This window comes from Intestinimonas butyriciproducens (assembly GCF_016901775.1).
Taxonomy (GTDB): domain Bacteria; phylum Bacillota; class Clostridia; order Oscillospirales; family Butyricicoccaceae; genus Pseudobutyricicoccus.
On the sequence record NZ_JACJKW010000003.1, the window covers coordinates 124531 to 138309 of the forward strand.

Consider the following 13779-nt stretch of genomic DNA (forward strand, 5'->3'; position numbering starts at 1 on the left):
GAAAGGGTATCGTTAAAAAAATATCATTGCAATCTGTCTCCGGGTCGGCTACACTGAGATCACAACAGATATTTTTTTGGAGGGGATGCGTCCATGAACAATGGAGTGGATTTTGCCGTCATCGACCGCATACTGGATCGTCACGGAGCCCAGGCCAGCAATGTCATTGCCATTTTGCAGGATATCCAGGGAGAATACCGGTATCTGCCCCGGGAAATTTTTCCCTATCTGGCGAGAAAATTACAGATGAGCGCCGCGAAAATTTACAGCGTGGCTACTTTTTATGAGAATTTTTCCCTGGAACCCAAGGGGAAATATGTGATCAAGATCTGCGACGGCACTGCCTGCCATGTGCGCAAAAGCATTCCCATTCTGGAGAAGATGCGGGAAACTTTGGGCCTTTCCTCTCAGAAGATCACCACCGACGATATGCTCTTTACCGTGGAGACCGTCTCCTGTCTGGGAGCCTGCGGTCTGGCCCCGGCCTGTACCGTCAATGACAAAGTCTATCCTTCCATGACGCCGGAGAAAGCGGTGGAATTGCTGGATGAGCTGAAGAAGGAGGGGACGGCATGCTGAAAACAAGAGAAGAACTTTCCGTCCTGCGCCAGACCCTGGAAGGCCGCTTTGCTTCTCAGGTGAAGAAGATCCTGGTGTGTGCCGGTACCGGCTGTGTGGCCGGCGGCTCTTTGGACATCTATGCCCGTCTGGTGGAGCTACTTCAGGAAAAAGGCATCCACTGTCAGGTGGACCTGGCCCATGAGCCTCATGGGGATGATGTGGGCGTCAAGCGCAGCGGCTGCCACGGCTTTTGTGAAATGGGTCCTCTGGTGCGTATTGAGCCTCAGGGCTGGCTGTATATTAAGGTAAAGAAGGACGACTGCCAGGAGATCATCGAAAAGACCGTCCTGGGCGGCGAGCCCATCGACCGGCTGTGCTATAAGATGAATGGGGAGATCTATAAAACCCAGGAAGAAATCCCCTTCTATAAAAAGCAGACCCGTACTGTGTTGGAGCACTGCGGCCACATCGACGCTACCTCCATTCAGGAGTACATCGCCATCGGCGGCTACAAAGCCTTTGAAAAGGCTTTGTTTGACATGGATGGCCAGGAGATCGTGGATGAGATCCAGAAATCCAACCTGCGTGGCCGGGGCGGCGGCGGCTTCCCGGCCGGCCGGAAATGGGCTCAGGTGCGCGCCCAGGAAGCCACTCCCAAGTACATCGTCTGCAACGGTGACGAAGGAGACCCGGGCGCCTTTATGGACCGATCGGTGATGGAGGGCGACCCCCACCGGCTGCTGGAAGGCATGATGATCGCCGGTGTGGCCTGCGGGGCCAGCCAGGGCTATATTTATGTCCGGGCCGAATATCCCATGGCCGTCAGCCGTCTGGACGGCGCCATTCAGCAGGCCAGAGAGCTGGGACTGCTGGGAACCAATATTCTGGGAAGCGGCTTTGATTTTGACATCCATATCAGCCGGGGCGCCGGTGCGTTTGTCTGCGGCGAAGGCAGCGCCCTCACCGCCTCCATCGAGGGCCGCCGGGGTATGCCCCGGGTCAAGCCGCCCCGCACCGTGGAGCGGGGCCTGTTTGACAAGCCCACCGTGCTCAACAATGTGGAAACGCTGGCCAATGTGCCCCATATCATCACCCGGGGGGCGGACTGGTACCGTTCCATCGGCCCGGAGAACAGCCCGGGCACCAAGGCCTTTGCCCTGACGGGCAACATTCAGAACACCGGCCTGATCGAAGTGCCCATGGGCACCACCCTGCGGGAGATCATCTTCGACATCGGCGGCGGCATGCGGGACGGCGCCGAGTTCAAAGCGGTGCAGATCGGCGGCCCCTCCGGCGGCTGCCTGACAAAGGAGCATCTGGACCTGCCCCTGGACTTCGATTCTCTCCAGAAAGTGGGAGCCATGATCGGCTCCGGCGGTTTGGTGGTCATGGACGACAAGACCTGCATGGTGGAAGTGGCCCGGTTCTTCATGAACTTCACCCAGAACGAAAGCTGCGGCAAGTGCGTCCCCTGCCGGGAAGGCACCAAGCGGATGCTGGAGATTCTGGAGCGGATCGTGGCCGGACAGGGAAAAGAGGGGGACATCGACCTGCTTTTAGAGCTGGCCGAGACCATTTCGGCCACCGCTCTGTGCGGTCTGGGAAAAACGGCGGCCCAGCCGGTGGTGAGCACCATCCGGTATTTCCGGGATGAATACGAAGCACATGTGAAGGAAAAGCGCTGCCCCACCCACAACTGCCAGAAGCTGAAGCGCTATTACATCGATCCTCAGGAGTGCAAGGGCTGCTCCAAGTGCGCCAGGATGTGCCCTGTGGGGGCCATCTCCGGGGAGATCCGCAGCCCCTTCACCATCGATCCCGACAAATGCATCAAGTGCGGCGCCTGCTTTGACGGGTGCAGTTTCCACGCCGTGAAGGAGGGCTAAACCATGAGCGCATTTATGATGGTAGACAACATCCCTGTGCCCATCCATGGGGAAGAAAATATTCTGGCGGTCATCCGCAAAGCCGGCATCCAGCTGCCCACCTTCTGCTATTATTCCGAGCTGTCGGTGTATGGCGCCTGCCGGATGTGCATGGTAGAGGACAAACGGGGAAATATCCAGGCGGCCTGCTCCACCCCGCCCCGGGAGGGTATGGAGATCTATACTAACACACCCCGGCTGCGGAAATACCGGAAGAATGTGCTGGAGCTGCTGCTGGCCAGCCATTGCCGGGACTGCACCACCTGCGAAAAAAGCGGCAAATGCAAGCTCCAGGAGCTGGCTCATCAGTTCGGTATCCGGGACATCCGTTTCGGCGACGGCCAGGTGGAGCATGAGCGGGATGAGTCCTCGGTGTGCATCAGCCGGGACAACGCCAAGTGCATCCTCTGCGGCGACTGTGTCCGTATGTGTGAAGAGATCCAGGGCGTGGGCGCCATTGACTTTTCCGGCCGGGGCGCCCGCATGAAGGTGATGCCCGCCTTTGACGAACCTATTGCCAGCAGTGCCTGCGTGGGCTGCGGCCAGTGTGCCGCCGTCTGTCCCACCGGAGCCATTGTGGTGAAAAACGACACCCAGAAGATGTGGGAGGAGCTGTCCGATCCCCACACCAAGTGCGTGGTGCAGATTGCCCCCGCGGTGCGGGTGGGCATCAGCCGCGAAATGGGTCTGGGCGAAGGGGAAAATGCCATGGGCAAGGTCACCGCTGCCCTGCGCCGCCTGGGATTTGACGAGGTTTATGACACCACCACCGGCGCTGACCTGACGGTGCTGGAAGAGGCCAATGAGCTGTCGGAGCGGCTGGCCAAGGGAGAAAATCTGCCCCTCTTCACCTCCTGCTGCCCGGCCTGGGTGCAGTTTGTGGAAAAGCATTATCCCGAACTGATGCACCATGTGTCCACCTGCCGCTCTCCCATGGAGATGTTCGGTGCGGTGCTGAAAGAGCAGCTGAAGCCCTCCACACGCCGGATCGTGTCGGTGGCCATTATGCCCTGCACCGCCAAAAAGTTTGAGGTGCAGCGGGATGAATTCAAGCGGAACGGCGTGCCCGATGTGGATTATGCCATCACCACCCAGGAACTCATCTCTATGATCCGCCAGGCCGGCATCGTCTTTGACGATCTGGAGCCGGAAAGTGTGGATATGCCCTTTGGCGTCTCCACCGGCGCCGGTGTGATCTTCGGCGTCACCGGCGGCGTTACCGAAGCAGTGATTCGCCGTCTCAGCGACGACAAATCCACTACGGCTCTGCGGGCCATCGCCTTCAATGGCGTGCGCGGCATGGAAGGGGTCAAGCATACCGAAGTGGAGATCGGCGGCAAAAAAGTGCGCATCGCCATCGTCAGCGGCCTGAACAACGCCCGGCCTTTGATGGACCGGATCCTGGAAGGCCACAAGGACTATGACTTCATCGAGGTCATGGCCTGTCCCGGCGGCTGCGTCTCCGGCGCAGGCCAGCCCTTCGGCACCAAGGCCGACAAGGCCCGCCGGGGCGAAGGCCTTTACCAGGCCGACCGGATGAGCCCCATCAAGCGTTCCGAGGAAAACTATGCCGTCACCTCCCTGTATGACGGGGTGCTCAAGGGCCGGGTCCACGAGCTGCTCCATGTGGAATACGGCAAATAAGAGAAAGGCGGCAGAAAGATGAAATTCAGCGTGTGCGTGGGAAGCGCCTGCCATGTGAAAGGCTCTTACAATGTACTGCTCACCCTGCGGCAGCTGGTGGAGGAATATTCCCTCCACGACCAGGTGGAAGTGACTCAGATGTTCTGCGACGGTGAGTGCGTGGAAGGGGTCAAGGTGCGCATCGACGACCAGGAGACCGTCAGTCTCACCGGCGCCGCCACCCGGGACTTTTTCTTTGAAAAATGCGGCCATCTGATGGAGCAGGAATAAGCAATAGTACAAGACAAGCCGCCGGGGGATGAGTTGTCCCCCGGCGGCTTTTTCTTTTGCCGCCCTTTGTCTTTTTTTCGTCTTTTATGTTATAATACGGGTATAATACCGGCAGAAGAAGGGGAAAGGAGAAAGGGATATGGAACCGGTGATCGTCACCCAGAAGGCCAACTGCCGCAACTGTTATAAGTGCATCCGTTCCTGCCCTCAGGGGGCCATTGCCTTTTCCGATGACCAGGCCCGGGTGCTTTCTCAGGAATGCATCCTCTGTGGCCGGTGTGTGGAGGTTTGCCCCCAGGGAGCCCAGCAGGTGCAAAGCGACCTTGTCAATGTGCGCCGGATGCTGTCCATGGGGCTCAAGGTCTATGCCAGTGTGGCCCCCTCCTGGCTGGCCGCTTTTCCGGGCATCACATTTCCTCAGTTTTCTGCCGCTTTGAAAAAGCTGGGCTTCACCGGCGTGGAGGAAACGGCCGCAGGCGCTGCCCGGGTGAGTCTGGAATATATGCGCCTCATGGCCAAAGGGGAGATGGACAACATCATTGCCACCTGCTGCCCCTCCCTGGTACTTCTGGTGGAGCGGCAGTATCCGGAATTGACATCTCTGCTGGCCCCGGTGGTCTCCCCGGCGGTGGCCCATGGCAAAATGCTGCGCAGTATGTTCGGCAGCCGGATCAAAACGGTGTTCATCGGCCCCTGTCCCGCCAAACATTGGGAAAAACAGGAAAACGCCGCTCTCAGCGCCGTGCTGCTGTTTGAAGAGCTGGAAACGCTGCTTGCGGAAAAAGGGGTGGTTTTTGGGGAAGAGGACACCCAATGCACCGAGACCCACACCCCCCTCAGCAGGCTGTACCCTTCCCCCGGCGGCATCATCGCCACCATCCCGGCCAACAAGCGCCAGGGATACAAGACCTATGCCGTCAGCGGCGTGGAAGGGTGCAAGGAGACGCTGGATGCGGTGCGGCAAGGACAGATCCATGGCTATTTTCTGGAGCTGAACACCTGCCCCGGCTCCTGTGTCCATGGCCCGGGAATCGCCCGGGAAAAAGCCCCGGCCATTCTGGTGAAGGAGCGGCTTTTGTCTGCCGCCCGGAAAAAGAGCACCGGCGCGCCTTCGGTGAGCGAAAGCGCCCAGGTGGATCTTGCTGCCCAGTTCCATCCCCGGAAAAAGAAGGAGCGGCAGCCCCGGGAAGAGGAAATCGCCGCCATTTTGGCCCAAACGGGAAAGGTGACCAAGGAAGATCTGCTCAACTGCGGCGCCTGCGGCTATCCCACCTGCCGGGATAAGGCCGTGGCCGTGTGGCAGGGCAAGGCCGATGTGCGTATGTGCCTGCCCTATATGCGGGAAAAGGCCGAATCCATGTCCAATCTGATCATCGAATATGCCCCCAGCGCCATTTTGCTGCTGTCTCCGGAGGGGAAGCTGCTGGAATACAACCATAAGGCCATGGAGATGCTGGGCATCCGGGGCAAAGGAGCCCGGGGGCATGAAGCAGAGGACTTCCTGGAAGAAGGACTGCCGCCCCGGGAAGAGTGGCCGGTGAGCGATGTCTCGGCCTTTGTCAAAGGGGGCGAGCGCCAGGTGCGCTTGTCCATTGTGGAGATGCCCGGCGGGGACGCCATTGTCCTTCTGCGGGATGTGACCAGGGAGGAAGAAGACCGCACCGCCTTTGAAAAGAAGCGGGAGCAGACCCTGCGAGTGGCCCAGGAAGCGGTGGACCGGCAGATGCGCATGGTGCAGCAGGTGGCCAGGCTCCTGGGAGAGACCACCGGCGAAACCAAAGCGGCCCTTTTGCGCATGGAACAGGCGGTGAAGGGAGAGAAACGCCGGTGAAGCTTTTTTTGGAATACAGCAGCGGCCAGGAAGCAGAGCAGGGCGGCTGCATCTGCCGGGTGAGCCGCCGGGGAGACCGGGTACGGGCCGCCATTATTTCCTGTCCGGGAGCCGATATGGCACAAACGGCTGTGGCCACCGCCGCCTGTGCCGCTGCATGGGCCATGCTTCAGGGAGGCGCATCCTTGCAGCGCACCGCCGTCTCCCTGCTGCTCAGCCAGGCGGGGGAAGAGTACGGTTTTACCCTGCTGGAGCTGGATGGACGGGGGCATCTGCGGGCCGTGGAGTGGAAAATGCCGCCTTTGGCCCTGGTGGCCAGGGGAAACAGCCGGATTCCCTGGGGAGGACCGGTTCCTCTGGCAGGAAAACCGGTGCTGCTGCGGGAGGACAAGATCCAGTCCGGTGAGCTGTGCTGTGCCCTTTCCCGGGAGGCCATGGAGGGCCAGGAGGGACAGGAGCTGAACTGGGGCCGTCAGGGCGCCCTTGCTTTTTTGACAAAGGCATATACCGGCAAAGAGAGCGCACGCTATATGAAGGAGCTGTTTTTTTCCGCTTGCCGGGGGCTGGAGGAAAGTCCACGGCCTGCTGTGTTTTTTTGCCGGGCCCGGGCCCTCTGTCCGCTGCTTCTGGCCGTGGGTGTTCCCCAGGGCAAGGAGCGGGAGGAAAAATGGCTTTATACGCTGGAGCATTTCAAGGGCCTCAAGGCGGTGGCCGGCCGGAAAGCGGTGGCTCTGGTGGAAAAGAAGGAGAAAGAAGGCCGGGCTCTGGGGGTCAGTTACCGGTGGCCCAGCGAGGACCTGCTGGGGCGCACGCTGGCCTTTTTGGGCAGGGACGGGCCTTGGACGGAGGGAGAACGGGACACCCGGCAGCTGGGTGCTTTGCTGGATGGACAATGCACCAGCCTGCGTATTCTGCTGCCCCAGAGCCAGGGAAAGGGCATGGGGATGGAAGGCCTTCTGGCCCAGCAGCTTCTGGCCTGCCTGACCCAATGGGACAAAGGGGCCTATGTGGAATATTGCTGAGGGAGGGAACATTCATTGTCTTACCGCACTGTGACCATCAAACTGCTGCCTCCCACAGCGAAGAAACGCCAGGTGCTGGAAGAAGCCCAGCGCCGCTATTCCATGGCCCTGGAGGCCATTTTGCGGGCCTGCCGTCCTTACAGCCGTCAGGCGGAAAAAGATGAGAAGTTGTTTTTCTGCCCCAGAGAGGTGCTGAAAAAGGCCGATGACTTTGAGGCCCAGCCCTTTAAAGATGCGTTGCAGCGGGACGCCCAGGGCCTTGTGCGGGGATATCTGACCCGAAAAAAAGGGAAAGGACGGAGTTCCTATCCCATCTGCCGGAGGGAAAAAGAAGATTTAGAGAGAATTTTGTCCCATTGGGACAATTTTTCCACCTCAGAAATCTATACAAATCTCGATAAATATGATACGCTAAGACCGGTATCTTTTTGCCGTTACGCCGGGGGCAGGGATTATTCTATCCTCCGGGGTGAAAAAGGCAGAAGATATTATGGCAAGGTCTATCTGCTCAACCGGCAAGGAGCGTTGGAATGGGCTCCTTCGGAGGATTACCTCACCGATATTTATACCGGAGAGATCCTGCGGGAAAAACGGGGCCGGCGGCGGTATCTGCTGCTTCCCCTGGATGCAGGTCCATGGCAAAAAAAGCATCTGCTTCAGGTGGAAAAAAGATTGGCCGTGCCTAAAAACGCGCTGCTTTTTGAGAAAAACGGCGCATACTATCTGTCTGTCAGGCTCTGGTACCGGGATCCGGCGCCCTGCTCTCCCGCCTGCACCTTGGGGGTGGGACGCACGGAAAAGGGCCTGTGTCTGTGCGCCTGGGACGGGGAAAAAGAGGAGTTTTGGTACATGGAACCCGGGGGAGAGGGAAAGGATGCCCTTTGCCGCCTGGCGGGGGATGTGTGCCGTCTGGCCAGCCGTCTCAGCGCCCTTCTGGTGGTGGAAAACACAACCAGAGGCAGCAAGAGTCTGCCGGGTGCTTCTTTTTCTCTGCCAGATTACCGGTTTGTGGCAAAACTGATTTCTCAGCGGGCTCCTGTTTTGGGCCTGCCGTCTCCTGTGCCCATTGCGGGCAGCGGCCTTTATCAGAAATGCCCGGTGTGCTCTCAGCGCCGCCAGGGAAGCGGCCGGCAGGGAGAACGGTTTTTCTGTGTCAGCTGCGGCCATTCCCAGCCCTGGGAGCAGGCGGCCGCCGCCTTTCTGGCCCGCAGCCCTGGAAGGTACCAAAGCTCCCGCCTGCGGGTCAAGGTGACCAGGGTGGGGGGATTTCTTCACTTCCGATGCCCGGCTCTGGAGGTCTTCTGGCAGGTGCGGGAGAGCTCTCAGGGAAAAGAGTGGTTTTGCCGCAGGGCCATGGAGCTTCTGGAAAAGCCTGATGAAGAGCTGACTCTTCGCCAGCGCAGCGTGAAGAAAAAGCTGCAATCGGCCCCTCCGCCGGAGGGCGGATGGTTTTATTTTGTTTGATACAGCCGGCGCGGCTGCCGCGCCGTGGGCTCCCGGCTTGGCGTGACCGGCCACGGGGCCCGCTCCCGCTGTGCGGGGCCGGCTTTTTACAGACGGTGAAGGCAGCTATTAAATAACGGGCGCCGGGGATTTTCCCCGGCATAGCCCCTTCTCATTTTTGTAAAACCCACAGCCTGGGGAACCGGGCGGGTGTGTTTTAAAGATAAGGCAAATATAATAGATGAGGTGATTGAGAATGTACAAGATTCTGCGTAGGGAAACCTTGAGCAGCAATGTTGTCCTGATGGATGTGGAAGCGCCGATGGTGGCCAAAAAGTGCCTGCCCGGCCAGTTCATCATCCTGAGAGTCAACGAGGAAGGCGAGCGCATCCCCCTGACCATCGCACATTACGATCGGGAAAAGGGCGTTGTCACGATCATCTTCCAGACAGTGGGCGCCACCACCATGGAGCTGGCTGAGCTGAAGGAAGGGGAGTATATCCACGACTTTGTGGGTCCTCTGGGCAACCCCTCCGAGACCGAGGAGTTCAAGGGCAAGAAGGTTGCTGTCATCGGCGGCGGCCTGGGCTGCGCCATTGCCTGGCCTCAGGCCAAGGCCATCCATGAGGCCGGCGGCACTGTCCACATGATCGCCGGTTTCCGCACCAAGGAGATCGTCATGCTGGAAGAGCAGATGCGCGAAAGCTGCGATGAGCTGTTCATGATGACCGACGACGGCACCTATGGCGAAAAGGGCTTTGTCACAAACAAGCTGGAGTCCCTGATCGAAAGCGGCGAGAAGTATGACGCCGTCATCGCCATCGGCCCCCTGGTGATGATGAAGTTCGTCTGCGTCCTCACCAAGAAGTACAACATCCCCACCATTGTTTCCATGAACCCCATTATGATCGACGGCACAGGCATGTGCGGCGGCTGCCGCCTGACCGTGGACGGCGAGACCAAGTTTGCTTGCGTGGACGGCCCCGACTTCGACGGCCACAAGGTGGATTTCGACGAGACCATCCGCCGGTCCAGAATGTATGCGGAGCAGGAAGCTGCCGCCCGGGAAAAGCACGCTTGCAGAATGGAGGGTATGAACAATGGCAAATAAGAACATGAGCCTGGAAAAAACAAAGATGCCGGAGCAGGCTCCCGACGTAAGAAACAAGAACTTTGAAGAAGTGGCCCTGGGCTATACTGCCGAGATGGCCGTGGAAGAGGCCAACCGCTGCCTGGGCTGCAAGAATATGCCCTGCGTCAGCGGCTGCCCCGTGAATGTGCAGATTCCTCAGTTCATCGCTTTGGTGGCTGAGGGCAAGTTCGAGGAAGGCTATCAGAAGATCGCCGAAACCTCCACTTTGCCTGCCATCTGCGGCCGTGTTTGCCCCCAGGAAAACCAGTGCGAAGGCAAGTGCATCCGCGGCATCAAGGGCGAAAGCGTTGCCATCGGCCGTCTGGAGCGTTTCTGCGCCGACTGGCACATGGCCAACAGCACCGAAAAGCCCAAGAAGGTTCCTTCCAACGGCCATAAGGTTGCTGTTCTGGGCGCCGGCCCTGCCAGCCTGACCTGCGCTTCCGACCTGGTGCAGATGGGCTACGATGTGACTATGCTGGAGGCTTTCCATGCCGCCGGCGGCGTTCTGATCTATGGTATTCCTGAGTTCCGTCTGCCCAAGGCCATCGTGGCCAAGGAAGTGGAGAACCTGGAGGCCATGGGCGTCAACATCCAGACCAATGTGGTGGTTGGCAAGTCGGTTTCCATCGAGGATCTGAAGGAAGAGGGCTATGAGGCCATCTTCATCGGCACCGGCGCCGGCCTGCCCTCCTTTATGGGCATCGAGGGCGAGAACCTCAACGGCGTGTTCTCCGCCAACGAGTACCTGACCCGTATCAACCTGATGAAGGCCTACGACGGCAAGCACGACACCCCCATCTTCCACGCCAAGAAAGTGGCCGTGGTGGGCGGCGGCAACGTGGCTATGGACGCCGCCCGCTGCGCCAAGCGTATGGGCGCCGATGTGTCCATCGTCTATCGCCGTGGCCTGGAAGAGCTGCCCGCCCGTAAGGAAGAAGTCCATCACGCCATGGAAGAGGGCATCGACTTCAAGGTGCTCAACAACCCCGTGAAGATCCTGGGCAACGAAGAAGGCTGGGTCACCGGCATGGAAGTTGTCAAGATGGAACTGGGCGAGCCCGATGCTTCCGGCCGCCGCCGTCCCATCCCCGTGGAAGGCTCCAACTATGTGCTGGATGTGGACTGTGTCATCATGGCTCTGGGCACTTCTCCCAACCCCATCCTGAAGAAGAGCACCAACGGCCTGGAGACCAACAAGAAGGGCTGCATCACTGCCGACGAAAACGGCAAGACTTCTCTGGAAGGCGTTTATGCTGGCGGCGACGCCGTCACCGGCGCTGCTACCGTTATTCTGGCTATGGGCGCTGGCAAGACTGCTGCCAAGTCCATCGACGAGTACATCAAATCCAAGAACTAAGTGATCACATAGAGCGGCGCGGCGGCTTTTCGCCGCGCCGCTTTTCTGTTTTGCGGCAAAAGGAGGAAAATGGATGCGAGCAGAACATTTGGAGACTCCGGCGATTCTGATCAACCGGCCGGTGTTTGACAGCAATATGGAAAAAATGGCCCGGCTTCTGGCCCCGCTGAAAGTGGCCCTGCGCCCCCATTATAAATCCCACAAAAGCACCGACATCGCCCATCTCCAGGTGCGGGCCGGAGCCAAAGGGATTACCTGTGCCAAGGTGGCTGAGGCGGAGGATTTGGCTTTGGCGGGCATCGAGGATATCCTGATCGCCAATCAGATCACCGAAAAAAGCCGGATCGCCCGAGTGGCCTACCTGGCCAAGGGATGCCGTATTACGGTGTGCGTGGATCAGAGCCAGAATATCCGGGATCTGGAGCAGGCAGCCGCTGTGGAAGGCAGCACCATTCATTGTCTGGTGGAATATGAAGTGGGCATGGGCCGCTGCGGCGTTACCACCCATGAGGCCTTCCGGAGTTTGGCCATGGAAGTGATGGCCTGTCCCCATCTGGTCTTTGACGGCGTGCAGGCCTATGCCGGCCAGTTGTCCCATGAGATGGACGGCGCCCGCCGGGCAGAAGAGGCTCAGCGGATCGAAACAGAGCTGCAAAGCCTTCTGGCCGATCTGAAAAAATGGCAGGTCCCTGTAAAAGAGGTCAGCGGCGCCAGCACCGGTACGGTGGAACTGCGGAAAGAGGACACCGTCTATACCGAAGTGCAGGCGGGGAGCTATCTGTTCATGGATGCCACCTATCGCCAGATGGGTCTGCGCTTTGAAAATTCCCTCACCGTGCTGGCCACAGTGGTGAGCACCCGGCCCGACCTGGTGGTCACCGATGCAGGCGTCAAGGCCATGGGTGTGGATCAGGGCAACCCGGTGTGTCCCGCTTTGCCCGGTGCTTCGGTGAATATGAGCGAAGAGCACAGCGCTTTTACCTTCCCCGGTCATCCCTTCCATGTGGGAGACAAGATCCGGCTCATCCCCGGCCATTGCTGCACCACCATGAATCTCCATGACTTTTTCTATTTTGAAGAAGAGGGGAAAGTGCTCAACCGTCTCCCTGTCACCAGCCGGGGGAAAAGCAAATAAATACTTGTTGTAATATAAAACAGAAAAACACCCTTTGGTAAAACCAAAGGGTGTTTTTTTCAATCAGATTGGACGATTAATAATTTTCAGCCTTGATCTTGAAATAGGCCATGGGATGATCGCACACAGGGCACTTTTCGGGAGCCTTGTTGCCATAATGGATATGGCCGCAGTTGGCGCAGATCCACATCTGGGGCTCTTCCCGCTCAAAGACCTTGCCCTGAGTCAGGTTGTCCAGCAGCTTCTGATAGCGCTCTTCATGCTCTTTTTCGATCTTGCCCACTTCTTCAAAGAGGAAAGCGATCTTGTCGAAACCCTCTTCCTTGGCCGTCTTGGCAAAACCGGCATACATATCGGTCCACTCATAGTGCTCGCCGGCGGCAGCATCCTTCAGGTTTTCCTCGGTCTTGGGAACGGAACCGTCATGGAGCAGCTTGAACCAGATTTTAGCATGCTCTTTCTCGTTGCCGGCGGTCTCCTCGAAGATGTCGGCGATCTGGTTGTAGCCTTCCTTCTTGGCAGCGGAAGCATAGTAGGTATACTTGTTGCGGGCCTGGGATTCACCAGCAAAAGCGGCCATCAGATTGGCTTCGGTCTTGGAACCTTTCAGATTCATAAAAAACTCCTCCTTCAAGAAATTATTTGGAGAAAAGGCGATTAGTCTTCCTTTTCAAACAGTTCTTTGCCAACAGAGCACAGCGGGCAGACGAAATCTTCAGGCAGATCTTCCCATTTGGTGCCGGGAGCGATGCCGCCGGCCTCATAGCCCTCAGCTTCATCGTAAACATAGCCGCAGATGGTGCACTTGTACTTGCTCATGATTGAGTCCTCCTGTTCATTTGGTTGATGATTGGGTGTATGGTGGATGCACCGGGTGCATCGGCCTTGAAAGATAGTGTGGTGAAAATCGCATTCCCAGCCGGTTGTCTGTGCCACTTGCCGGTCCATTGCGGCCTGATAGGGGACAGGGGCGTCCACAAACCGGCCGCATTCCTGGCAGACCAGGTGATAATGAGGGCCAGTGGCCGAATCGAATCGATCCGGGGCATTGGGCACGGGAATGCGGGAGATGGTCCCCTCGTCTGCCAGCTGGGAAAGGTTGCGGTACACCGTGCCCCGGCTGATGGTGGGGGTTCGTTGAGCGGCGTAGCGGTAGACCTCTTCCGCGGTGGGATGATCGTTTAGCTCCATCACCGCCGAGAGCACCAGCGCACGCTGAATGGTACGGCGTTTCATGGGGATCACTCATTTCGTAGGAAGAATTACTAATTAGAAGTTTATATCAAACCAACACTTCTGTCAACCACTTTTTCCTCAAAACGAAGAATTTAATACATTGTTCATTGTAGCCGGAAAGAGGGAAATCCATACCAACCTCACCGGATAGGACAAAACAACGGGGAAAGGAAAATATTTAGTTCAGATATTGGACAAATTACCGTTGACATCTGCGTGC

General features: G+C 58.3%; 12 protein-coding genes and 1 pseudogene. 10 read left to right on the forward strand and 3 right to left on the reverse strand.

All coding sequences use genetic code 11. From position 1 onward, the window contains the following. The first annotated feature begins 93 nt into the window (after positions 1-93). The 10 genes from H6A25_RS02640 to H6A25_RS02685 all read left to right on the forward strand — a co-directional run bounded on the left by H6A25_RS02640 (position 94) and on the right by H6A25_RS02685 (position 12323). Entirely contained in the window at positions 94-579 is a 486-nt protein-coding gene (locus tag H6A25_RS02640; RefSeq protein ID WP_204750464.1) for a complex I 24 kDa subunit family protein, read from the forward strand. Further along, positions 573-2447 (forward strand): NADH-quinone oxidoreductase subunit NuoF, encoded by a 1875-nt coding sequence (gene nuoF, locus H6A25_RS02645; RefSeq protein ID WP_204750465.1) that lies wholly within the window; start codon positions 573-575, stop codon positions 2445-2447. The genes H6A25_RS02640 and nuoF overlap by 7 nt, the downstream gene beginning before the upstream one ends. A 3-nt stretch (positions 2448-2450) precedes the next feature. Further along, positions 2451-4130, forward strand: coding sequence for a [FeFe] hydrogenase, group A (locus H6A25_RS02650; protein ID WP_204750466.1), 1680 nt, complete (start codon positions 2451-2453; stop codon positions 4128-4130). An 18-nt stretch (positions 4131-4148) separates the two neighbouring features. Further along, on the forward strand, positions 4149-4400 hold the full coding sequence (locus H6A25_RS02655; protein ID WP_204750467.1) for a (2Fe-2S) ferredoxin domain-containing protein: 252 nt from the start codon (positions 4149-4151) through the stop codon (positions 4398-4400). 139 nt (positions 4401-4539) lie between these two features. Then, positions 4540-6231 carry a [Fe-Fe] hydrogenase large subunit C-terminal domain-containing protein gene (locus tag H6A25_RS02660; protein WP_204750468.1) on the forward strand — a complete coding sequence of 564 codons (1692 nt, stop codon included), beginning with the start codon at positions 4540-4542 and terminating at the stop codon, positions 6229-6231. Further along, positions 6228-7253 carry a hypothetical protein gene (locus tag H6A25_RS02665; RefSeq protein ID WP_204750469.1) on the forward strand — a complete coding sequence of 342 codons (1026 nt, stop codon included), beginning with the start codon at positions 6228-6230 and terminating at the stop codon, positions 7251-7253. The genes H6A25_RS02660 and H6A25_RS02665 overlap by 4 nt, the downstream gene beginning before the upstream one ends. Before the next feature lie 15 nt (positions 7254-7268). Beyond that, the gene (locus H6A25_RS02670) at positions 7269-8717 is read left to right on the forward strand and encodes a hypothetical protein (protein WP_204750470.1); all 1449 of its coding nucleotides are present in this window, start codon (positions 7269-7271) and stop codon (positions 8715-8717) included. A gap of 235 nt (positions 8718-8952) precedes the next feature. Continuing rightward, a complete protein-coding gene (locus H6A25_RS02675; protein WP_204750471.1) occupies positions 8953-9807 on the forward strand; it encodes a sulfide/dihydroorotate dehydrogenase-like FAD/NAD-binding protein in 855 nt (284 codons plus the stop codon). After that, positions 9797-11188 (forward strand): NADPH-dependent glutamate synthase, encoded by a 1392-nt coding sequence (gene gltA, locus H6A25_RS02680; protein WP_243423190.1) that lies wholly within the window; start codon positions 9797-9799, stop codon positions 11186-11188. Before H6A25_RS02675 ends, gltA begins: the two co-directional genes overlap by 11 nt. A 73-nt stretch (positions 11189-11261) precedes the next feature. Beyond that, on the forward strand, positions 11262-12323 hold the full coding sequence (locus tag H6A25_RS02685; RefSeq protein ID WP_204750472.1) for an alanine racemase: 1062 nt from the start codon (positions 11262-11264) through the stop codon (positions 12321-12323). A 76-nt stretch (positions 12324-12399) separates the two neighbouring features. Here H6A25_RS02685 and rbr read toward each other — a convergent pair whose 3' ends face one another. From rbr to H6A25_RS13045, 3 genes and pseudogenes are all read right to left on the reverse strand, one after another. Continuing rightward, positions 12400-12939, reverse strand: coding sequence for a rubrerythrin (rbr, locus tag H6A25_RS02690; RefSeq protein ID WP_204750473.1), 540 nt, complete (start codon positions 12937-12939; stop codon positions 12400-12402). A 41-nt stretch (positions 12940-12980) separates the two neighbouring features. Continuing rightward, the gene (locus H6A25_RS13040) at positions 12981-13142 is read right to left on the reverse strand and encodes a rubredoxin (RefSeq protein ID WP_118748315.1); all 162 of its coding nucleotides are present in this window, start codon (positions 13140-13142) and stop codon (positions 12981-12983) included. 93 nt (positions 13143-13235) lie between these two features. Beyond that, positions 13236-13559, reverse strand: a pseudogene (locus H6A25_RS13045) (Fur family transcriptional regulator); the annotation flags it as partial. Positions 13560-13779: the final 220 nt, after the last annotated feature.

Bases quoted from the DNA above. Each gene is read 5' to 3' on its own strand.
- H6A25_RS02640 (WP_204750464.1), top strand. From the start codon at position 94: ATGAACAATGGAGTGGATTTTGCCGTCATCGACCGCATACTGGATCGT.
- H6A25_RS02650 (WP_204750466.1), top strand. From the start codon at position 2,451: ATGAGCGCATTTATGATGGTAGACAACATCCCTGTGCCCATCCATGGG.
- rbr (WP_204750473.1), bottom strand. From the start codon at position 12,939: ATGAATCTGAAAGGTTCCAAGACCGAAGCCAATCTGATGGCCGCTTTT.
- nuoF (WP_204750465.1), top strand. From the start codon at position 573: ATGCTGAAAACAAGAGAAGAACTTTCCGTCCTGCGCCAGACCCTGGAA.
- H6A25_RS02675 (WP_204750471.1), top strand. From the start codon at position 8,953: ATGTACAAGATTCTGCGTAGGGAAACCTTGAGCAGCAATGTTGTCCTG.
- H6A25_RS02685 (WP_204750472.1), top strand. From the start codon at position 11,262: ATGCGAGCAGAACATTTGGAGACTCCGGCGATTCTGATCAACCGGCCG.
- H6A25_RS02660 (WP_204750468.1), top strand. From the start codon at position 4,540: ATGGAACCGGTGATCGTCACCCAGAAGGCCAACTGCCGCAACTGTTAT.
- H6A25_RS13040 (WP_118748315.1), bottom strand. From the start codon at position 13,142: ATGAGCAAGTACAAGTGCACCATCTGCGGCTATGTTTACGATGAAGCT.
- H6A25_RS02655 (WP_204750467.1), top strand. From the start codon at position 4,149: ATGAAATTCAGCGTGTGCGTGGGAAGCGCCTGCCATGTGAAAGGCTCT.
- gltA (WP_243423190.1), top strand. From the start codon at position 9,797: ATGGCAAATAAGAACATGAGCCTGGAAAAAACAAAGATGCCGGAGCAG.